The 19930-nt window shown below is 67.1% G+C and carries 21 protein-coding genes and 1 pseudogene; 14 read left to right on the plus strand and 8 right to left on the minus strand.

Features of this window, described 5'->3' with window-relative positions:
• Nucleotide 1 precedes the first annotated feature (1 nt).
• The 3 genes from pgl to zwf are packed head-to-tail and all read right to left on the minus strand — an operon-like array spanning nucleotide 2 to nucleotide 3164.
• Nucleotides 2-724, minus strand: a complete 723-nt coding sequence (gene pgl, locus BIZ42_RS16940; RefSeq protein WP_019183262.1) for a 6-phosphogluconolactonase — start codon at nucleotides 722-724, stop codon at nucleotides 2-4.
• Entirely contained in the window at nucleotides 721-1728 is a 1008-nt protein-coding gene (gene glk, locus BIZ42_RS16945) for a glucokinase (RefSeq protein ID WP_019183261.1), read from the minus strand. Before glk ends, pgl begins: the two co-directional genes overlap by 4 nt.
• On the minus strand, nucleotides 1725-3164 hold the full coding sequence (gene zwf, locus BIZ42_RS16950; RefSeq protein WP_019183260.1) for a glucose-6-phosphate dehydrogenase: 1440 nt from the start codon (nucleotides 3162-3164) through the stop codon (nucleotides 1725-1727). Before zwf ends, glk begins: the two co-directional genes overlap by 4 nt.
• Nucleotides 3165-3518: 354 nt before the next feature.
• Between zwf and ugpC the strand changes: the two genes are divergently transcribed.
• Nucleotides 3519-4610, plus strand: a complete 1092-nt coding sequence (gene ugpC / locus BIZ42_RS16955; protein ID WP_070427124.1) for a sn-glycerol-3-phosphate ABC transporter ATP-binding protein UgpC — start codon at nucleotides 3519-3521, stop codon at nucleotides 4608-4610.
• A 96-nt stretch (nucleotides 4611-4706) separates the two neighbouring features.
• Here the strand turns inward: ugpC and BIZ42_RS16960 are convergent, their stop codons facing one another.
• The gene (locus BIZ42_RS16960; RefSeq protein ID WP_070427125.1) at nucleotides 4707-5576 is read right to left on the minus strand and encodes a folate-binding protein YgfZ; all 870 of its coding nucleotides are present in this window, start codon (nucleotides 5574-5576) and stop codon (nucleotides 4707-4709) included.
• A 39-nt stretch (nucleotides 5577-5615) separates the two neighbouring features.
• On the opposite strand from BIZ42_RS16960, the gene BIZ42_RS19385 reads away from it, so the two are divergent.
• The 10 genes from BIZ42_RS19385 (at nucleotide 5616) to BIZ42_RS17005 (ending at nucleotide 12731) form a co-directional block, all read left to right on the plus strand.
• Nucleotides 5616-5789 (plus strand): DUF1674 domain-containing protein, encoded by a 174-nt coding sequence (locus BIZ42_RS19385; protein WP_080114829.1) that lies wholly within the window; start codon nucleotides 5616-5618, stop codon nucleotides 5787-5789.
• Nucleotides 5790-5845: 56 nt separating this feature from the next.
• On the plus strand, nucleotides 5846-6238 hold the full coding sequence (gene sdhC / locus BIZ42_RS16965; protein ID WP_019183256.1) for a succinate dehydrogenase, cytochrome b556 subunit: 393 nt from the start codon (nucleotides 5846-5848) through the stop codon (nucleotides 6236-6238).
• Nucleotides 6235-6621, plus strand: coding sequence for a succinate dehydrogenase, hydrophobic membrane anchor protein (gene sdhD, locus BIZ42_RS16970; RefSeq protein ID WP_019183255.1), 387 nt, complete (start codon nucleotides 6235-6237; stop codon nucleotides 6619-6621). Before sdhC ends, sdhD begins: the two co-directional genes overlap by 4 nt.
• Before the next feature lie 31 nt (nucleotides 6622-6652).
• The gene (gene sdhA, locus BIZ42_RS16975) at nucleotides 6653-8443 is read left to right on the plus strand and encodes a succinate dehydrogenase flavoprotein subunit (protein ID WP_019183254.1); all 1791 of its coding nucleotides are present in this window, start codon (nucleotides 6653-6655) and stop codon (nucleotides 8441-8443) included.
• Between the two features lie 163 nt (nucleotides 8444-8606).
• Complete coding sequence (locus BIZ42_RS16980; protein WP_019183253.1) at nucleotides 8607-9392, plus strand: succinate dehydrogenase iron-sulfur subunit; 786 nt, start codon at nucleotides 8607-8609, stop codon at nucleotides 9390-9392.
• A gap of 149 nt (nucleotides 9393-9541) precedes the next feature.
• The gene (locus tag BIZ42_RS16985) at nucleotides 9542-9790 is read left to right on the plus strand and encodes a succinate dehydrogenase assembly factor 2 (protein WP_070427126.1); all 249 of its coding nucleotides are present in this window, start codon (nucleotides 9542-9544) and stop codon (nucleotides 9788-9790) included.
• Nucleotides 9741-10190, plus strand: a complete 450-nt coding sequence (locus BIZ42_RS16990; RefSeq protein ID WP_070427127.1) for a hypothetical protein — start codon at nucleotides 9741-9743, stop codon at nucleotides 10188-10190. Before BIZ42_RS16985 ends, BIZ42_RS16990 begins: the two co-directional genes overlap by 50 nt.
• Nucleotides 10191-10213: 23 nt before the next feature.
• On the plus strand, nucleotides 10214-11455 hold the full coding sequence (locus BIZ42_RS16995) for a lipoprotein-releasing ABC transporter permease subunit (RefSeq protein WP_070427128.1): 1242 nt from the start codon (nucleotides 10214-10216) through the stop codon (nucleotides 11453-11455).
• The gene (gene lolD, locus BIZ42_RS17000; RefSeq protein ID WP_019183249.1) at nucleotides 11448-12161 is read left to right on the plus strand and encodes a lipoprotein-releasing ABC transporter ATP-binding protein LolD; all 714 of its coding nucleotides are present in this window, start codon (nucleotides 11448-11450) and stop codon (nucleotides 12159-12161) included. Before BIZ42_RS16995 ends, lolD begins: the two co-directional genes overlap by 8 nt.
• Before the next feature lie 105 nt (nucleotides 12162-12266).
• Nucleotides 12267-12731, plus strand: coding sequence for a DUF6491 family protein (locus BIZ42_RS17005; protein ID WP_070427129.1), 465 nt, complete (start codon nucleotides 12267-12269; stop codon nucleotides 12729-12731).
• Nucleotides 12732-12919: 188 nt separating this feature from the next.
• On the opposite strand, the gene BIZ42_RS17010 is transcribed toward BIZ42_RS17005, so the two are convergent.
• The 3 genes from BIZ42_RS17010 to ftsY form a co-directional block, all read right to left on the minus strand.
• The gene (locus BIZ42_RS17010; RefSeq protein ID WP_019183247.1) at nucleotides 12920-13189 is read right to left on the minus strand and encodes an oxidative damage protection protein; all 270 of its coding nucleotides are present in this window, start codon (nucleotides 13187-13189) and stop codon (nucleotides 12920-12922) included.
• A gap of 4 nt (nucleotides 13190-13193) precedes the next feature.
• Entirely contained in the window at nucleotides 13194-14333 is a 1140-nt protein-coding gene (gene mutY / locus BIZ42_RS17015; protein ID WP_070427130.1) for an A/G-specific adenine glycosylase, read from the minus strand.
• Between the two features lie 132 nt (nucleotides 14334-14465).
• The gene (gene ftsY / locus BIZ42_RS17020) at nucleotides 14466-15998 is read right to left on the minus strand and encodes a signal recognition particle-docking protein FtsY (RefSeq protein WP_070427131.1); all 1533 of its coding nucleotides are present in this window, start codon (nucleotides 15996-15998) and stop codon (nucleotides 14466-14468) included.
• Between the two features lie 167 nt (nucleotides 15999-16165).
• Here ftsY and BIZ42_RS17025 point away from each other — a divergent pair, with 167 nt between their 5' ends.
• Nucleotides 16166-16462 carry a hypothetical protein gene (locus BIZ42_RS17025; RefSeq protein WP_070427132.1) on the plus strand — a complete coding sequence of 99 codons (297 nt, stop codon included), beginning with the start codon at nucleotides 16166-16168 and terminating at the stop codon, nucleotides 16460-16462.
• Between the two features lie 91 nt (nucleotides 16463-16553).
• Here BIZ42_RS17025 and htpG read toward each other — a convergent pair whose 3' ends face one another.
• Nucleotides 16554-18452, minus strand: coding sequence for a molecular chaperone HtpG (gene htpG / locus BIZ42_RS17030; protein WP_070427133.1), 1899 nt, complete (start codon nucleotides 18450-18452; stop codon nucleotides 16554-16556).
• A 327-nt stretch (nucleotides 18453-18779) separates the two neighbouring features.
• Between htpG and rsmD the strand changes: the two genes are divergently transcribed.
• Nucleotides 18780-19382 (plus strand): 16S rRNA (guanine(966)-N(2))-methyltransferase RsmD, encoded by a 603-nt coding sequence (rsmD, locus tag BIZ42_RS17035; RefSeq protein WP_070427134.1) that lies wholly within the window; start codon nucleotides 18780-18782, stop codon nucleotides 19380-19382.
• A 7-nt stretch (nucleotides 19383-19389) separates the two neighbouring features.
• Nucleotides 19390-19898 (plus strand): annotated as a pseudogene (coaD, locus tag BIZ42_RS17040) (pantetheine-phosphate adenylyltransferase).
• The last annotated feature ends 32 nt before the right edge of the window (nucleotides 19899-19930 follow it).

Here is a 19930-nt window from a genome sequence, read left to right on the forward strand (position 1 = left end):
CTCAGTCACACCAGTGGACGCGCAGTTTCGCGCCGTCGAGATCGATCGCGTTGAGGATGGGATACAGCTGCGGATTGTTGCTTTCCAGCGCGTGCTTGAGCACTTCCAGCTTCTGCTTGCCGCGCAGCAGCAGCAGGCGCTGGCGGCTCTGCTTCAAGCCGTGCGGGGTGAGCGTGATGCGCAGCGGCCACTGATTGGCACCGGGGCAGCCGGTGGCATCCAGCGCCGCGTAGGGCAGGGTGCTTTCCAGTGCCCGGGTCAGGTCCTTCGACCCCGGGAACAGCGACGCAGTGTGGCCGTCGTTGCCCATGCCGAGCACGCTCAGGCAGGGCCGCTGGCTGTGCTGTGCCTGCAGGTTGGCGCTGTAGACGCACTCGGGCAGCGGCTTGCCGACCCGCACCAGCGGATCGAAATGCGCGCCTTCGGCACGGGTCAGGAAGCTCTCCTTCACCAGCCAGGCATTGCTGTCGCGATCCTGCGGCGACAGCCAGCGCTCATCGACCAGGCTCACTTCCACCCGGTCCCATTGCACGTCCAGCTCGGCCAGCGCCTGGTAGACCGGTGCCGGCGTGGTGCCGCCGGAGAGCAGCATGCGCGCGCGGCCGAATTCGGCGATGTCGCGGTTCAGCTCGGCCGCCATTTCCGCGGCGACGGCCTCGATCCAGCCATCGGCATCGCCGTGCCGGATCAAGGTGAAACGTTCGGACGTATCCAGGGTATTCATGCAGTGCCTCCCGGCAGATCGCGTTCCACATCCGCCGCATAGGCGGCCGCGCCGAGCAGGCCGGGGCTGGGGTGCATCACGGCCAGTGACGGCACCTTGGACATGATCGAAGAGAAGCGGCCCTTGTGTTCAAAGCGCTGGCGGAAGCCGGAGTGCTGCAGCGAATCGAGCATCTTCGGCACCAGCCCGCCGGTCAGGAACACGCCATCCCAGGCGCCCTGCATCAGCACCAGATCGCCGGCGATCGCGCCGAACACCGCGCAGAACACATCCACGGTGCGCATGGCCTGCGGGTCGCCATGCAGCGCCCGCGCGGTCACGTCCACCGGCTGCAGCTGGCCCGGGTCGATATCGGCCATCTCGCACACGGCGCGATGGATGTTGACCAGGCCGGGGCCGCAGATCAGGCGCTCGTTGGAGACACGGCCGAACTGTTCGGACAGGATCTCCAGGATGCGGATTTCTTCCGGCGTACCCGGCGGGAAGCTGACGTGGCCACCTTCGGTTTCCAGCGGATAGCAGCGGCCATGGCGCAGGATCAGCCCGCCCACGCCCAGCCCGGTGCCCGGGCCGATCACCGCGTAGTTGCGCGGCTGGCCCGGCTTGCCCGGCACCCACGCCGCGCCGCCGACCTGGATCACGTCCTGCGGCTGCAGCAGCGAAATCGCCATCGCCTGGGCGGCGAAGTCATTGATCAGGTGCAGGTCGTCGAAGCCGAGCATGTGCGCGGTGCGGATGCGCGAGATCACCCACGGGTGATTGGTGATGCGCGCCTCGTCACCGTCGACACGGCCGGCCACGGCGAACACACCGCGCTTGGCTTCGGCGCCGATCTGCTCCAGGTAGTGCCGTGCGGCTTCGCCGAGCGAGGGGAAGTCAGCGACCGCGAATTCGCGGATGCTGTCCTGCTGCAGCGGCGCGGCCAGCGAGGTATCGGCCAGGGCGAACCGTGCATTGGTACCGCCGATATCCGCGACGAGGACCGGCTGGGACAACACCGTCATGCCTGGCCACCGCGGGTTGCGTCGGCATCGGCGTCGGCAGGCAGGAAGCCTGCGGCTTCTTCTGGACCCCACTGACCGGCCGGGTAGGGCTGCAACGGCAGCTTGGCTTCCTTCCACGCATCGCTGACGCTGTCGATCCACGCCCAGGCCGCGCGCACTTCGTCATCGCGCACGAACAGCGCATGGTTGCCGTTGAAGGCATCCAGGAACAGGCGTTCATAAGCGATGCGGCGGTGCAGGCCGGTCGGCACGGACAGTTCCAGTTCCAGCGGATGCAGTTCCAGCGCGCCCCATTCCGGGCCGGCCAGCGAGCTCATCAGGCCCAGCTCGATGTTTTCCTGCGGCTGCAGCTGGAAGGTGATGCGGTTGGGGGTGGCATTGCCGCGGTGCGGGCGCTCGAACAGCCAATGCGTGACCGGCTTGAGCGTGACCACCACGCGGGTGGTGCGCTCGGCCAGGCGCTTGCCGGTGACCAGGTGGAACGGCACGCCGGACCAGCGCCAGTTGTCGATATGCGCGGTGACGCCGGCGAAGGTTTCCACATCGCTGCCTTCCGGCGGCTGGTAGGCCTGCGCAGGCTGGCCGTTGATGGTGCCGGCGGTGTAGCGGCCCCGCACGCTGTCACGCGCGGCATGCTTGGCATCGAGCGGGCGCAGGGCGCGCAGCACTTTGACCTTTTCGTCGCGGATGCGGTCGGCTTCCAGCGACGCCGGCGGTTCCATCGCGACCAGGCACAGCAGCTGCAGGATGTGGCTCTGGACCATGTCGCGCAGCGCGCCGGAGCGGGCGTAGTACGCATCGCGGCCATCCACGCCTTCGCTCTCGGCCACCAGGATGTGCACCGATTCGATGTAGTTGCGGTTCCAGACCGCCTCGAGCAGCGTATTGCCGAAGCGCAGCGCGATCAGGTTCTGCACCGCGGCCTTGCCCAGGTAGTGGTCCAGGCGGAACACGCGGTCTTCGTCGATCCACTGGCCGATGGTGGAGATGATCTCCTCGGCGCTGGCACTGTCGCTGCCGATCGGCTTTTCCAGCATCAGGCGGTGCGGGGCGGCCAGCGCGCCGCCCTTGGCCAGGCCTTCGCAGGTGGAGATGTACAGGCCCGGCGGGATCGCCAGGTAGCTCACGCAGTTGCGGTCGACCAGGTCGTGGACCGATTCGGCCACGGACTCGGGATTGCGCAGGTCCACCGAGCGGTAGTCGATGCGCTGCAGCAGCGAGTGGATGTCGTCCTGGCTGGCCATCGGCATGGCCTGCTGCAGGCGCGGGCGCAGGATCTCGCGGAAGGCGTCGGTGTCGTGCGGCGACAACGCCAGCGCACGAACCTTGAAGTCTTCGGGGAGCAGGCCGTCGCCCAGCAATCGCAGCAGCGAGGGGAACAGGTAGCGCTGGGCCAGGTCACCTGTGGCGCCAAACAGGAAAAGGGTGTCGTGCATCGCTCGAGTTTCAGATCCGGGTGACATCGTTGTCAATCGCTTCTCGTCTATGTTCTCGGGGGTCGGGCGGGGTCCGTTGTCTGCTTGTTGCAGGTGCAGCACGCCCCATGGATTCCGCCCGGCATGATGGCCTGCCAACCCGGTGTCGTGGGGGATATCGCATCCTCCCCGGCATCCAGGTCACGGCCGACTATCGGATAGTGCCACGTGAAAACGTTTACATGGCAGAATGCGCAGACTGTATTCGATTGCAGTGGTCGCCGTCATGCGGCACCACGCCATCGACCTGCCATCGGGAGGGCCGAAGGCAGTTCCGCATAACAGCCCGGAGACCGGGCGGACTGGAATGGTGATATGGCAAAAGTGCAGTTGCAGGGCGTTCGCAAGGTCTACGACAACGGTCAGGTGGCCGTGCAGGGCGCGACCTTCGAAGTGGCCGATGGTGAATTGATGGTGCTGGTGGGGCCGTCCGGGTGTGGCAAGTCCACACTGCTGCGCATGGTCGCCGGCCTGGAAGAAATCAGTGGCGGCACGCTGACGATCGGCGACCGCGTGGTCAACGACGTGGCGCCCAAGGATCGTGACATCGCCATGGTGTTCCAGAGCTATGCGCTGTATCCGCACATGACCGTGGCCGAGAACCTGGCCTTCGGTCTGAAGCTGCGCGGCCACGACAAGGCCACGATCAGCAAGCGGGTCAGTGAGGCGGCCCAAACGCTGGGCCTGACCGAGATGCTCGACAAGCTGCCCAAGGCGATGTCCGGCGGCCAGCGCCAGCGCGTTGCGCTGGGCCGCGCGCTGGTGCGCGAGCCGGCGGTGTTCCTGCTCGATGAGCCGCTGTCCAACCTGGACGCCAAGCTGCGCCACAGCGTGCGGACCGAAATCGCGCAGCTGCACCGCAAGCTGGGCACCACCATGATCTACGTGACCCACGATCAGGTGGAAGCGATGACCCTGGGCCAGCGCATCGTGGTGCTCAAGGATGGCGTGATCCAGCAGATCGATACCCCGATGGCGCTGTACGACCGCCCGGCCAACCTGTTCGTGGCCGGCTTCCTCGGCAGCCCGGCGATGAATGTGCTGCGCGGTACCCTGCAGCGCACCGACAGCGGCTATGCCGTGCAGGACACCGGGCTGACCGCGCCGCTGGGCCAGGCCCGGATCGATCAGGCGTGGGTCGGCAAGGCGATTGCCGTGGGCGTGCGCCCGGAGCATCTGCAGCCGGCCGCGGCCGGGGATGCGACGGCGTTCGAGGCGATGATCGATGGCATCGAGCCGGTCGGCAACGAGATTTTCGTCAACATGACCAGTGGCGGCCAGCCGTTGGTGATGCGCGTGGCGCCGCAGGGGTTGCCGTCGGTCGGCGAGCCGATCCGCGTGGCGATCCATCCGCAGGGCCTGCATTTCTTCGATGCGCAGACCGGCGAGCGCTTGAACGACGCGTAAGGCGCGGACGGGTTACGGGGTTGCCGGCCGCTGGCCGGCTCCACGCACACCCATCAACGTTCATGGCGTGCCGCATCGACCAACGGTCGATGCCTGTTACCGCGCCAGACCGTCCAGCAACGGCAGGTGGGCGGCCTGGACCCCGCCGACGCTCAACGGCTCCGGCGCGATCTCCAGCGGCAGCACCGCCAGGGCCAGATCACCGGCCACCGAGGCCACCGTGCCGATCGCCGCGTCCTTCTGATGTACCTGCGTGCCGCTGGTCGTGCCCTCCACGACCCGCAGCAGCTGCAGGGCGCGCTTGGCCTTGCCCAGGAAGTGGGTGCGGGCCACGATTTCCTGGCCCGGGTAGCAGCCTTTCTTGACGCTGTACCCGTTCAGGCGGTCCAGGCCCAGCTGCTGCGGCGTCCACTGCTCGCGCTGATCGGCATCCAGGCGCGGCAGGCCGTAGCGCAGATCGGCCTGGCGCCAGGCCAGCGCGATATCCGCGCTGTCGGCGGGGGTCGCCACGGCGTCGGCGGCACCGATGCGCAGGCTGCGCGGGAGTGCGTCGCTGCCCAGGTCCAATTCGATGTTTTCCCCGCCAAGTTGCGCAATCGCGCCGCCGGAGGCCGATTCCGGCGCGGTGAAGCTTGCCGCCACGGCAAGATCATTGCGGACCTCGATCCGCACCTTGCGGCGGAAGACAAAGCGCTGCAACTGCGACGCAATCGCATCGGCGTCGCCATCGGCGAGCACCAGCACGATGCGCTCCTGGTCCAGCCGCAACAGCTGGAACACAGCAATGGTGCGGCCCTTGGCCGTCAGCCAGGCACTCCACTGCCAATGCCGCAGGGGCAGGGCGGTGACATCGCTGGAGAATTGGGCATGGGCGAACGCGGCCGCATCGGCACCGCTGAGACTGAGCAGCTGGTGACCAGGGAGGCGCGAAAAGCCGGCGAAATCGGAGGGCAGGTTGTCAGGCACGTGAACGGGGTCTAAAATTTGTGCGTTGCGAGACCACCCATGATAGGCCAAACAACCCCCTCTCCAGATTCTGAAGCTGAAGGCACGCTGGTACCCGAGGAGCAACCGCTTCCCGAGACCCCGGCATTGCCTTTGGAAATCGGCGGCCGCGGCGGACTTGATCCGGTGCGGTACGGAGATTGGGAGAAAAACGGACGCTGCATCGATTTCTGATCAGCATTGAGCCAACGCGGCATTGCGCCGCCCAGCCGAGACAACGAGCCCAGCGAATGGCCGCCAGAGAACGTCCCCTTTCCCCGCACCTTCAGGTGTATCGCTGGCAGATTCAGATGGCCACCTCGATCCTGCATCGAGCCACCGGCATCTTTCTGTCTGTTGGAGCCCTGATCATTGCCGGCGGCCTGCTCGCCCTGATGATGGGTCCTGAATCCTGGAACTGCTTCACCGGCCATGCCGGCAGCTGGTACGGCAAGCTGTTCCTGTTCGCATGGACCTGGTCCTTCGCCTACCACCTGTGCAATGGCATCCGCCATATCGTGCAGGACTTCGCGATCGGCTTCTCCATTCCCGCCTTCGTGCGCAGCAGCTGGGTCTCGGTCTTCGCCAGCCTGGTGATCACCGCCCTGGTCTGGGCCTACGTCTTCATGGGAGCGGCCGCATGAACAAGTACCGTACCCCGCTGAAGAACGTGCGTGGCCTTGGCGCTGCCAAGACCGGTACCGAACACTTCGTGATGCAGCGCCTGACCGCCACCGCGCTGGTCGGCCTGACCATCTGGTTCCTGGTGTTCGTGCTGAGCCTGATCGGCGCCGATTACGTGACCGCTACCGACGCGGTGTCCAAGCCGTGGAACGCGGTGCTGCTGGTCGGCTTCCTGGTCGCGATGTTCTGGCATGCCCAGCTCGGCCTGCAGGTCGTGCTGGAAGACTACATCCACAATTCGCTGCTGGCCCTGGCGCTGCAGACCACGGTGAAGTTCATCGCCGTGCTCGGCGGGATCGTCAGTGTTTTTGCGGTCGCCCGCATCGCGCTCGGCGTCGCCTGAGTCCAGGCACCAAGACAGGAATCCAGATTAGATGTCCGCTTACAAGATTACGGAACACAAGTACGACATGGTCGTGGTCGGCGCCGGTGGCGCTGGCCTGCGCGCCACGTTCGGTCTTGCCGCCAAGGGCCTGCAGACGGTCTGCCTGACCAAGGTCTTCCCGACCCGTTCGCACACCGTGGCCGCGCAGGGCGGTATTTCCGCCGCGCTGGGCAACATGGGCGAAGACGACTGGCGCTACCACTTCTTCGACACCATCAAGGGCTCGGATTGGCTGGGTGACCAGGACGCCATCGAGTACATGTGCCGCGAAGCGATCCCGGCCATCATCGAACTGGAACACTACGGTGTGCCGTTCAGCCGTACCGAAGAAGGCAAGATCTACCAGCGCCCGTTCGGTGGCATGACCACCAAGTACGGCGAAGGCCCGTCCGCGCAGCGCACCTGCGCCGCCGCCGACCGTACCGGCCACGCCATGCTGCACACGCTGTACCAGCAGTCGCTGGCGCACAACGCGCGCTTCATGATCGAGTACTTCGCGCTCGACCTGATCTTCGATGACGAAGGCGTCTGCCGCGGCGTGCTCGCCCTGGACATGGCCGACGGCTCGCTGCACCTGTTCCGCGCCCACGGCGTGGTGCTGGCCACCGGCGGCTACGGCCGCGCCTACTTCAGCGCCACCTCGGCCCACACCTGCACCGGCGACGGCGGCGGTCTGGTCATGCGTGCCGGCCTGCCGATGCAGGACATGGAGTTCGTGCAGTTCCACCCGACCGGTATCTATGGCGCGGGCTGCCTGATCACCGAAGGCGTGCGCGGCGAAGGCGGCATCCTGCGCAACAGCAACGGCGAGCGCTTCATGGAGCGCTACGCACCGCACTACAAGGATCTGGCCTCGCGCGACGTGGTGTCGCGTTCGATGACCATCGAGATCCGCGAAGGCCGCGGCGTCGGCGAGCACAAGGATCACATCCTGCTCGACCTGACCCACCTCGGCCCGGGCGTCATCGACGACAAGCTGCCGGGCATCGCTGAAAGCGCCCGCATCTTCGCCGGCGTGGACGTGCACAAGCAGCCGATCCCGGTCATCCCGACCGTGCACTACAACATGGGTGGCATCCCGACCAACTACCACGGCGAAGTCGTGCGCAAGGTCGGCGACAACCCCGATGCGGTCGTGCCGGGCCTGTACGCCATCGGCGAAGCGGCCTGCGTGTCCGTGCACGGTGCCAACCGCCTGGGCTCCAACTCGCTGCTCGACCTGGTGGTGTTCGGCCGCGCGGTGGCCAACCGCTGTGCCGAGACCATCAAGTCCGGCGCGCCGCACAAGACCCTGCCGTCCGATGCGTGCGACAAGGCGCTGGGCCTGCTGGACAAGCTGCGCTACGCCAACGGCGACACCCCGACCTCGGTCATCCGCGATCGCATGCAGCGCACCATGCAGAACGACGCGGCGGTGTTCCGGACCAGCAAGACGCTGGAAGAGGGCTGCGCCAAGATGGCCGAGATCTTCGACTCCTTCCAGGACGTCAAGGTCTCCGACCGTTCGCTGGTGTGGAACTCGGACCTGATCGAAACCTACGAGCTGAACAACCTGCTGCTCAACGCGGTGGCGACGATCAACTCGGCCGAACAGCGCAAGGAAAGCCGCGGCGCGCATGCGCATGAGGACTTCCCGGACCGCGACGACGTCAACTGGCAGAAGCACACGCTGGTCAACGTCGACGAGAACGGCAAGTGCGAGTTCGACTACCGCCCGGTCCACATGTACACGCTGAGCAAGGACGTGGACGTCGTCCCGCCCAAGCCGCGCGTTTACTAAGAGACCTGCGGCATGACCTCCGTCCACGCAGCGCCCGCGACCGCCGTCTCCCGCAAGGGTGGGGTGGCGCGTGCGCCGCTGGCCGGTGGTGTCGACTTCCTCATCTTCCGTGCTACCCGCGCCTGCACCGCAGCGCGAGCCGCCTGAGCCAACGAGAACAGCCATGGCCGAGTTTTCCCTCCCCAAGAATTCCAAGATCGGAAAGGGCAAGCACTTCCCCGCCAAGAGCGGTGCGAAGAACACCCGCACCTTCAAGATCTACCGCTGGAGTCCCGACGACGACAGCAACCCGCGCACCGATACGTACGAGATCGATCTGGACGCCTGCGGCCCGATGGTTCTGGACGCGCTGATCAAGATCAAGAACGAGATCGATCCGACCCTGACCTTCCGTCGTTCGTGCCGTGAGGGCATCTGCGGTTCGTGCGCGATGAACATCGACGGCACCAACACGCTGGCCTGCACCCGCGCCATCGCCGACTGCGGCAAGGCCGAAGTGCCGATCTACCCGCTGCCGCACATGAGCGTGGTCAAGGATCTGGTGCCGGACCTGACCCACTTCTACGCGCAGTACGCCTCGATCAAGCCGTGGATCCGCACCCAGACCCCGCCGCCGCCGGATCGCGAGCGCCTGCAGTCGCCGGAAGACCGCAAGAAGCTGGACGGCCTGTACGAGTGCATCCTGTGCGCGTGCTGCTCGACCAGCTGCCCGAGCTACTGGTGGAACGGCGAGCGTTACCTGGGCCCGGCCATCCTGCTGCAGGCCTACCGCTGGATCGTCGACTCGCGCGATGAAGACACCGGTGCGCGCCTGGACGAGCTGGAAGACCCGTTCAAGCTGTACCGCTGCCACACCATCATGAACTGCTCGCGGACCTGTCCGAAGGGTCTGAACCCGGCGCTGGCCATTGCCGAGATCAAGAAGCTGATGATGGCGCGTCGCGCCTGATCCAGACGTGCCCGGTAGCGCCACGCCATGCGTGGCCCTGCAACAAAGGATCGAAACGGTAGCGCCACGCCATGCGTGGCGTCTCAGAAAAGGATCGAACCGGTAGAGCCACGCCATGCGTGGCTTTGCCTTATCTGGAAACGCAGAAAATGGATGAAGCCACCGAACTGAAGAAGCTGCGCTGGCGCTGCCGCCGCGGCATGCGCGAGCTGGACCAGCTGTTCGGCCGTTACCTGGACCGCTGCTGGCTGCACGCACCGACAGACGAGCGCGAGGTTTTCCTGTTCCTGCTGGAAAGCGAAGACGATAAGTTGTGGCGCTGGTTCATGGGTTACGAAGAATGCCCGCATGCCGCGCCCGCTGCCCTCATCGACAGGATCCGCGCCCTGCCAGCTTGAGTGGCACCCCTCGCGCTGGCAGTGCCGCGCGCTGATCGGCATGGGCGCGCTGATGCCCTGGGCCCTGTGGGCCACCGAGCTTCCGGCGCCGTGGGGCCTGGCCTTGGGCCTGGTGGCGATGGTGGGCACGTGGCTGGAGGCGTGGCGGTATGCGCGCGGCCCGGGCTGCGCCTTCCTGATCCCCCTGGATGATGAGCCGGCCCAGGTGGATGGGGAGGCGGTCGAGGACCTGCAGATGCGTCGCCGCGGCCCGCTGCTGCAGCTGCGCTGGCGGTATGAAGGGCGTCGCCACTGGCGCCTGTTCTGGCCCGATACCCTTCCGGCGGCGCAGGCACGTGAACTGCGACTAGCCGTCCGGGCACACTGCATTTCCCGTTCACCCCCTGCAGTGGCACCATAGCCTGAATTGTCCGGCGTACCTGCATGTTCAAACCCATACCTGTCTCGATTGGCCTGCGCTACCTGCGCGCCAAACGCCGCAACGGCTTCATCTCCTTCATCTCCATGGCCTCGATCCTCGGCATCGCGCTGGGCGTGACCGTGCTGATCACCACGCTGGCGGTCATGAGCGGTTTCCAGAAGGAAATCCGCGACCGCCTGCTGCAGATGACCGCGCATACCACCATCACCGCCGACGGCGCCCCGATGGCCGATTGGGCGCATGCGGTGGAGGTGGCGAAAAAGGACCCGCGTGTCGCCGGCGCGGCGCCGTACATCGAAATCCAGGCCATGCTCAGCGGCCCCCGCGTGCAGGGCGCCATCGTGCAGGGCATCGACCCGGCGCTGGAGCCGAACGTCTCGGTCATCAACCAGAAGGTCAAGAAGGGCAGCTTCGACAGCCTGACCGCAGGCAGCTACAACCTGCTGGTGGGCCAGGAACTGGCGATCTACCTCGGCGTCGGCGTGGGCGATACGGTGCTGGTGACCCTGGCGGAAGTGCAGGGCACGCCCATCGGCGCGATCCCGCGCATGAAGCGCTTCACCGTGAGCGGCATCTTCGAGGCCGGTTACAACGAGGTCGACCGCGGCGTGGCCTACGCCAACATGGCCGATCTGGAAAAGGTGCTGCGCATTGATGGCGTCACCGGTGTGCGCCTGAAGCTGCACGACATGGACAAGGCGCTGGACGTCGGCGTCGATCTGGCCCACAACCTGACCGGTGCCTACCGCGTCAGTGACTGGACCCAGCAGAACGCCAACCTCTACCACTCGCTGCGCATGGAGAAGGTGGTGATGGGCATCCTGCTCTCGCTGATCATCGCCATGGGCGCGTTCAACCTGGTCTCCTCGCAGGTGATGCTGGTCACCGACAAGCAGGCCGACATCGCGATCCTGCGCACCCTGGGCCTGACCCCGGGCGGGGTGATGCAGGTGTTCATGGTGCAGGGCTCGCTGATCGGCATCTTCGGCACCGTGCTGGGCGTGATCGGTGGCATCACCCTGACCTTGAACCTGGAGCGCATCCTCGGCGCGATCGAGACGCTGTTCAACGTCAAGCTGCTGCCGGAGGACGTGTACTACATCACCGGCCTGCCGACCGACATGCAGACCCCGGACATCATCATGATCACCGCCGTGGCGCTGGTCATGAGCTTCCTTGCCACCCTGTATCCCGCCTGGCGCGCGGCACGTACCCAGCCGGCGGAGGCCCTGCGTTATGAATGAAGCACTCACCCTGGGCCAGGAAGTCATCCGCGCCGAAGCGCTGGCCAAGACCTATGCCGAAGGCCGCATGCAGACCCCGGTGTTCAACGGGCTGGACCTGCGCGTGGCCGCCGGCGAGACCGTGGCCATCATCGGCGCCTCCGGCGCCGGCAAGAGCACCCTGCTGCACCTGCTGGGTGGCCTGGATACGCCGACGGCGGGCGAGGTCTATGTGGCCGGCCAGCGCATGTCCGGCCTGTCCGACAGCCAGCGTGGCCGCCTGCGCAACCGCGCCCTCGGCTTCGTCTACCAGTTCCATCACCTGCTGCCCGAATTCACCGCGCTGGAAAACGTGATGATGCCGGTGCTGCTTGGGGGCGAAGAAGTGGCTGACGCGCGCAACCGTGCGCAGGCGTTGCTGGAATCGGTCGGCCTGGGGCACCGGGTGGACCACAAGCCGGGCGAGCTCTCCGGCGGTGAGCGCCAGCGTGCCGCCGTGGCCCGCGCCCTGGTCAACCGCCCGGCCTGCGTGCTCGGCGACGAGCCCACCGGCAACCTGGACGACAAGACCGCCGCGACCGTGTTCGAGCTGATGCTCGAGCTCAACCGCGCGCACCACACCAGCCTGGTGCTGGTGACCCACGACCGCTCGCTGGCACGCAAGCTGGACCGCGTGCTGGAACTGCGCGAAGGGCGGCTGCACAGCCTGGCCCACAGCGAGGTCTGAGCAGGCAGCGCTGCCTGCCTGAGCGCTGAACACCCGGCGGGTTCCTCTCGCCGGGACCACGCCGGGCGGCGCATGATCGGCGCACATTCCCCAGCAGGAGGCGTCATGAAGCAGACCCTTGCCATCGCGGCCCTGTGCCTTGGGCTGGCCGCGTGCGCCAGTACCGGCCGCCTGTCCACCGCGCAGAAGCTTGATCTGTACCGCGCGCACGCCGGTCCGCCGCAGCAGGACATGCCGTTGTACGGGTCGTTGTCCGGCTGGACCGAACTGGGCGAGAGCGCGCTGGCGGTGTGGACGCGCCCAAGCGAAGGCTATCTGCTGGAACTGGCCGGGCCGTGCCAGGGGCTGGACTACGCCCCGGCGATCGGCCTGACCAGCCGGGTCGGCCGTATGTCGGCCCGCTTCGACAAGGTGCTGGTGCACGACCCCACGCCGGGGCCGATGAACATGCCGTGCTTCATCAGCAGCATCCGCAAGCTCGATACCAAGGCGCTGCGCAGCTCGGAACAGGCGCTGCGCCAGGCGCAGGTGCAGGAGCGCGAAGAAGGCCAGCAGTCGCCGACCCGGTAGTGCCTGCCGCTCGCGGCCAAGGCCTATGGAGGATGCGCCGCGATCTCGCGGTCGCCACAACCTGGCGATCGCCAACAACCTCGCTATCGCCAACAACTTCGCGGCCGCCAAGAACCTCGCGGCCGCCGACAACGTCGCGGTCCCCACCCTCGCGGTAGATACCGACCGTTGGTCGGTATCAGACCCGGTCACGCCTCCGGAACGAACCCGGCCGGCTTCTCCGCGCCACCGCTGAACAGATATTTCACCAGTTCCTCTTCCAGGAACGCACGGTGCTTGGGATCGCGCGGCGACAGCCGGTTTTCGTTGATCAGCATGGTCTGGTGCGCCAGCCACGCGGCCCAGGCCGGCTTGCCGATGTGGTTGAAGATGCGCTGGCCCAGCTCGCCGGGGTAGGGCACGAAGTCCAGGCCTTCGGCGTCGCGTTGTTCGTACTGGCAGAAAACGGTGCGGGGCATAGCGTTACTCGTTGTCTTGGGATGTTGCTGCGCGCCGCATTGTACGGCGCTTGGGCTGAGCGGGCGGTGCACCGGTCTGGAGCAGCTTGCGGATCGGTGCGGGCAGGCCCAGCTTTTCCAGCTCTTCGGCAGCGACCCAGCGTACGCCGGCATCCTCGCCGCGCGAGCCCTGAACCGTCGCCACCAGTACCTGCAGATGCAGCCGGTAGTGGCTGAAGGTGTGCTCCAGCACCGGCAGCGGCTCGGCATCGTCCAGCGAGCCCTCGATATGCGCATCGAACCAGTCCTGCAGGGCGATGCCGCTGTCAGCCTGGGGCAGGGTCCACAGCTGCGCCCAGATGCCGGTGTCCGGCCGCTTCTGCAGCAGCACGCGGCCGCGCGCATCGCGCAGCAGCAGCGCCACCGCCTCGCGTTCGGGCAGGGTCTTGCCCGGCTTGGGTGTCGGCAGCTGATCGGTACGGCCTTCGCGCCGTGCGACGCAGGTCGCCTGCAGCGGACAGATCACGCAGGCAGGCCTGCTGCGGCTGCAGACGCTGGCGCCCAGGTCCATCTGCGCCTGGGTGTAATCGACCATGCGGGTCGCGGGCACCTGCGCCGCGTGCGCCTCGGCGACCGCCCACAGTTGCTTCTCGATCGCCGGCAGGCCGGGGAAGCCCTCGATGCCGTGATAGCGGGTCAACACGCGTTTGACGTTGCCATCCAGGATCGCGAACCGATCATTCCAGGCCTGGCTGAGAATTGCGCCGGCGGTGCTGCGGCCGATGCCCGGCAGCGCATGCAGGCCATCGAAATCACGCGGCAGCTCGCCGTCATGCAGTTCGACGCAGCGCTGCGCGGCGGCATGCAGGTTGCGTGCACGGGCGTAGTAGCCCAGCCCCGCCCACTGCGCCATCACCGCGTCATTGCTGGCTGCGGCCAGGTCGGGCAGGGTCGGGAATACGTCCAGGAACTTCAGGAAGTACGGGATGACCGTGCTGACCTGGGTCTGCTGCAGCATGATCTCCGACAGCCACACCCGGTACGGCGAGCGCGGGTGCTGCCAGGGCAGGTCGTGCCGGCCATGGTCATCGAACCAGTGCAGCAGCCGGGAAACGAACACATCGTCGGCAGGCAATACGGCGCTGGCGGGTGGCTGGCGGGTCATGCAGATTCCGGAGAAGGACGGGAGCCACGCCATGCGTGGCTGCATCGGCAGCCGGGGAGACCGGTCACGGAGGTGAAGCAGCCACCCATGGGGTGGCTCTACCAGTGAAGCCGCTGCCTGGCCCGGCGGTGATCAGGCGCCGAGTGCTTCGGGCAGCAAGGCGTCGACAAAGGCCTCCGGATCGAACACGCGCAGGTCTTCCGGGCGCTCGCCGATGCCGCAGAAGCGGATCGGAATGCCGAACTCGCGGGCCAGCGCGAACACCACGCCGCCCTTGGCGGTGCCGTCCAGCTTGGTCACCACCAGCCCGGTCACGTTGACCGCGGCATGGAACTGACGCAGCTGCGAGAGCGCGTTCTGCCCGGTGGTGCCATCGATGACCATCAGCACTTCATGCGGCGCATCGGCATCGATCTTGCCGAGCACGCGGCGGATCTTGCCCAGCTCGTTCATCAGGCCAGCCTGGGTATGCAGGCGGCCGGCGGTATCGGCGATCAGCACTTCGGTGCCGCGCGCCTTGCCGGCCTGCAGCGCATCGAAGGCGACCGAGGCCGCATCGGCGTTCTGGCCCTGGGCGACCACGGCCACGCCGTTGCGCTCGCCCCACGCCTGCAGCTGCGCGACGGCGGCGGCACGGAAGGTATCGCCGGCGGCCAGCATCAGGCTGTGCCCGTCGTCCTTGAAGCGCTTGGCCAGCTTGCCGATGGTGGTGGTCTTGCCGACGCCGTTGACGCCGACGGTGAGCACCACGAACGGCTTGGCGGTGCGGTCGATCACCAGCGGCTTGGCGACCGGCTGCAGGATGGCGATCAGCTCGGCGCGCAGCGCGGTGAGCAGCGCATTGGCATCGGCGAACTCGCGCGCCTTCATGCGCTTGCGCAGGCCTTCCACCAGCGCGGTGGTCGCACCGACGCCGACATCGGCGGTGATCAACGCGGTTTCCAGTTCGTCGAGCAGGTCATCATCGAGCTTGGGATTGCGCGAGAACAGGCCGCCGAAGCTGCGGGCGATCACGCTGTTGCGCAGGCGCTCGCGCCAGCCGCTCTTGCCGGCCGCGGCGGGGGCGACGTCCTGGGAGGACGGGCGCTCGGTCACGATGATCGGGGCAGCCGGGGGTGCCGGGACGGCCGGAGCGAGCGCGGCGGGCACGGCCGGAGCAGCCACCGGCGGCGCGACGACGGGCGGCGCAGGCGCGCTCACCGGGGCGGCCGGTGCCGGGCTCGGGGTGGCCGGTGCCGCGCGGTTCTCCACGGGAGCTGCTGGAGCCGGCGCCGCGACGACAGGTGCAGGAGCAGCCGGAGTCGGGACAACCGGTGCGGTCACTACAGGTGCCGGCGCGACCGGCGGCGGGGCGGCAGGCGGTGCGACCACGGGCGCAGGTACAACGGGGGCCGGCACGACCGGGGTCGCAACTGCCGGCGTCGGAACTGCCGGGGCGGGAACCGCCGGGGTCGGCGCGATCACGCGCTCTGCGGGGGCAGTCGGCGCGACGGCAGGCACCGGGGCTTCCGCTGCGGGCGGCAGCGGCGCAGGCGCCGGCGGTTCTGCAGGCTGGGGATTGGCCTGCGGGAACGCGGCTGCCAGCTCCTCGGTGGAGTAATGCTGGGTTTTGGCCGCCTCTTGCGGGGCGTCCTGGGGCTTTTTGCGACGGAAGAAGCTGAGCATTGGCAAAAGACGCTGAAATCAGAGGGGTATGCTACCACTGCGCCCCGACGGCCCATGGGCGTGCAGGTGCGGTGGGGCGGGACTCAAGTAATGGCCGATGCGGCCGTTACCGGTTGTGAAGGGCTGCGCCATGCCGGCGCGGCCGGAACAGCAGAAAACGGTGACCGATGAGCGTGATGTCCATTGCCAGTGCCGGCATGCGTGCCGCCTCGCTCGGGGTACAGACCGCCGCGTCCAACGTGGCACGGTTGCCGGTCACGGATGCGACCCGCCTGGGCGTCGCGCAGACTGCAGCGGCAGGTGGCGGCGTCACTGCCAGCGTGATCACCGCGCCCGACGATGCCAATGCGCCGATCGCGGACCTGCTCACGGCCAAAGAAGCCGCGCTGGCGTTCGCCGCCAACGCGACCGTGCTCCGCCGCCAGGACCAGATGCTGGGCACCTTGCTCGACCGCTGGGCCTGACTCGATCGCGCACGCCGGCCACGGTCCGGCGCCACGCATCATCAACGCCGGCAGGTGCCGACCCTTGGCCGGCACCCACCCGCAGAGCGACTTACGCCGACAGCTCCAGCAACAGCTTGTTGAGCCGGCGCACATACGCCGCCGGGTCCTTCAGCGTGTCGCCCGCGGCCAGCGCGGCCTGGTCGAACAGCACGCGGCTCAGGTCATCGAAGCGCGCGGCATCGCCTTCCTGGTCCAGCTTGCCGATCAGCGGATGGCCGGGGTTGAACTCGAACACCGGCTTGCTGTCGGGCACCTTCTGGCCGCTGGCTTCCAGAATCTGGCGCATCTGCAGGCCCAGGTCCTGTTCGCCGATCGCCAGGATCGCCGGAGAGTCGGTCAGGCGGTGCGAGACGCGCACGTCGGCCACGTCATCGCCCAAGGCGGACTTGATGCGGTCCACCAGCGCCTGCTTGTCCTTGGCGACGGCTTCCTGGGCCTGCTTGTCTTCGGCGCTTTCCAGCGCGCCCAGGTCCAGATCGCCACGCGCGACATCGACGAACGACTTGCCGTCGAACTCGGTCAGGTACCCCATCAACCATTCGTCGATGCGGTCGGTAAGCAGCAACACCTCCACGCCCTTCTTGCGGAACACTTCCAGGTGCGGGCTGTCCTTGACCTGGGTATGGCTGTCGCCGGTCAGGAAGTAGATCTTGTCCTGGCCTTCGATCATGCGGCCCACGTAATCGGCCAGCGAGACGCTGGGCTCGCCGCTGTCGTCATGGGTGGAGGCGAAGCGCAGCAGGCCGGCGATCTTCTCGCGGTTGCCGTAGTCCTCGGCCGGGCCTTCCTTGAGCACCTGGCCGAACTGCTTCCAGAAGCCGGCATAGACCTCCGGCTTGTCCTTGGCCAGTTTCTCCAGCATGTCCAGCGAACGCTTGGTCAGCGCCGACTTCATCGAATCGATGACCGGGCCAGACTGCAGGATCTCGCGGGAAACGTTCAACGACAGATCGTTGGAATCCACCACGCCCTTGATGAAGCGCAGGTACAGCGGCAGGAACTGCTCGGCCTGGTCCATCACGAACACGCGCTGCACGTACAGCTTCAGGCCCTTGGGCGCGTCACGGTGGTACAGATCGAACGGCGCATGGCCGGGCACGTACAGCAGCGAGGTGTACTCCAGCTTGCCTTCAACCTTGTTGTGGCTCCACGCCAGCGGATCCTGGTGATCATGCGCGGCGTGCTTGTAGAACTCCTGGTACTCGGCGTCGGTGATCTCGGTGCGCGGGCGCGTCCACAGCGCGCTGGCACGGTTGACGGTTTCCCATTCGATCTCGGCCGGGGCGTCTTCGCCGTGGTGTTCCTTGACCATCTGGATCGGCAGACCGATGTGGTCGGAGTACTTCTTGATGATGCCGCGCAGGCGCCAGCCATCGGCGAAGTCGCGCTGGTCGTCCTTCAGATGCAGCACGATGCGGGTCCCGCGCTCGGGCTTGTCGATGCCTTCCACGTCGAACTCGCCTTCGCCGCGCGAGGACCAGTGCACGCCCTCGCTGGCGGGCAGGCCGGCGCGGCGGGAATAGACGTCCACCTGGTCGGCGACGATGAAGGCGCTGTAGAAGCCGACGCCGAACTGGCCGATCAGCTGGGAGTCCTTCTTCTGGTCGCCGGAGAGCTGGCGCAGGAAGTCGCCGGTGCCGGACTTGGCGATGGTGCCCAGGTGGGCGATCGCTTCGTCACGGCTCATGCCGATGCCGTTGTCGTCGATGGTCAGGGTGTTGGCGGTGGCATCGAAGCTGACGCGGATGCGCAGGTCGCCGTCGTTCTCGAGCAGGGCCGGCTGGGTCAGCGCTTCGAAGCGCAGTTTGTCCGAGGCATCGGCCGCGTTGGAGATGAGCTCGCGAAGGAAGATTTCCTTGTTGGAGTACAGCGAGTGGATCATCAACTGCAGCAGCTGTTTGACTTCGGTCTGGAAGCCCAGGGTTTCTTTTTGGGTCTGCACGGTCATGGGTCGTGTTGCTCCTTGGGACATTGCCGCGCCCGGCGCGGCGGCTGGCTCAAGGGGTAGGGGTGGATTGTCCCGAATTCAAGAGTGTCGGCAGCCTTCGGGGCCGAATCGCAAGCAGGAGTGCGGCGCCTGCCTCTACAAGGTAGGTCGGACGTGCGACAGGTAGAGCCACGCCATGCGTGGCTGCATTTCATTCCAGCATCGGGGTGCCTGGCAAAGACAGCGACTGGACCGCCTAGAATGTCGTCCTGAACTACCTGCCTGCCTGCCCATGACGCTTTCCCGCCCGCTCGCCCATCCGATCGCCATCCATCTCCGGAGCCCCGCATGAAACCGCGTCAGCCGGCGCCTGCCGTGGGCCAGGTGCGGATCATCGGGGGCAAATGGCGCAATACGAAGCTGCCGGTGCCGCTGTCGCCGGGGCTGCGGCCCAGCAGTGACCGGGTGCGCGAGACGCTGTTCAACTGGCTGATGCCGCGCCTGGGCGGGGCGCGGGTGCTGGATCTGTTCGCCGGCAGCGGGGCGCTGGGGCTGGAAGCGGTCTCGCGCGGGGCGGCGCAGGCCACGCTGGTGGAGCGCGATGCCGCATTGTCCCGGCAGCTGCGCGAGTCGGTCGCCAGGCTGGGGGCGCAGGACCAGATCGCCGTGGTGCAGGCCGATGCGCTGCAGTGGCTGCGGCAGCCGGCCGGACCGCTGGCGGATATCGCGTTCGTCGATCCGCCGTTCGCCGATGGGCTGTGGGAGGCCGTGATGGCGGGGCTGCCCCCGCATCTGGCGCCTGATGCCTGGGTGTACGTGGAGTCCCCGGCCGATCAGGCGCCGAAGATGCCCGCGCCGTGGCTGCTGCACCGCGAGGGGGGCACCCGGGAGGTCCGTTTTGCCCTGTATCGCCGCGCCACTGCTACACTTTCACCAGACCAACACGCGTAGCTGACGTATGACCGTGGCCAACCGCCGCATTGCTGTCTACCCGGGCACCTTCGATCCGATCACCAACGGTCACATCGATCTGGTGAACCGCGCTGCACCCCTGTTCGAGAAGGTGGTGGTGGGCGTGGCGCAGAGCCCGTCCAAGGGCCGACGCTGCCGCTGGAGCTGCGCGTCCAGCTGGCCCGTGATGCGCTGGGCCACAACCGCAACGTGGAAGTGCGTGGTTTCGATACCCTGCTGGCGCATTTCGTGCGCTCGGTGCAGGGCGGGGTGCTGCTGCGCGGGCTGCGCGCGGTCTCCGATTTCGAGTACGAATTCCAGATGGCGAGCATGAACCGCCATCTGATCCCGGAGGTCGAGACCCTGTTCCTGACCCCGGCCGAGCAACACAGCTTCATTTCGTCTTCGCTGGTCCGCGAGATCGCCCGCCTGGGCGGCGACGTGTCCGGCTTCGTGCCGTCCGCCGTGCTTGAGGCACTGCGCAAGGTCCGTGAAGCGAAGTCGGGCCAAGCGTAGTACCTGTCAGACCCATACATACCAAGAATCAC

Origin of the sequence: Stenotrophomonas sp. LM091, assembly GCF_001806305.1 — a bacterium.
In the GTDB taxonomy this organism is placed as follows: Bacteria; Pseudomonadota; Gammaproteobacteria; order Xanthomonadales; family Xanthomonadaceae; genus Stenotrophomonas; species Stenotrophomonas bentonitica_A.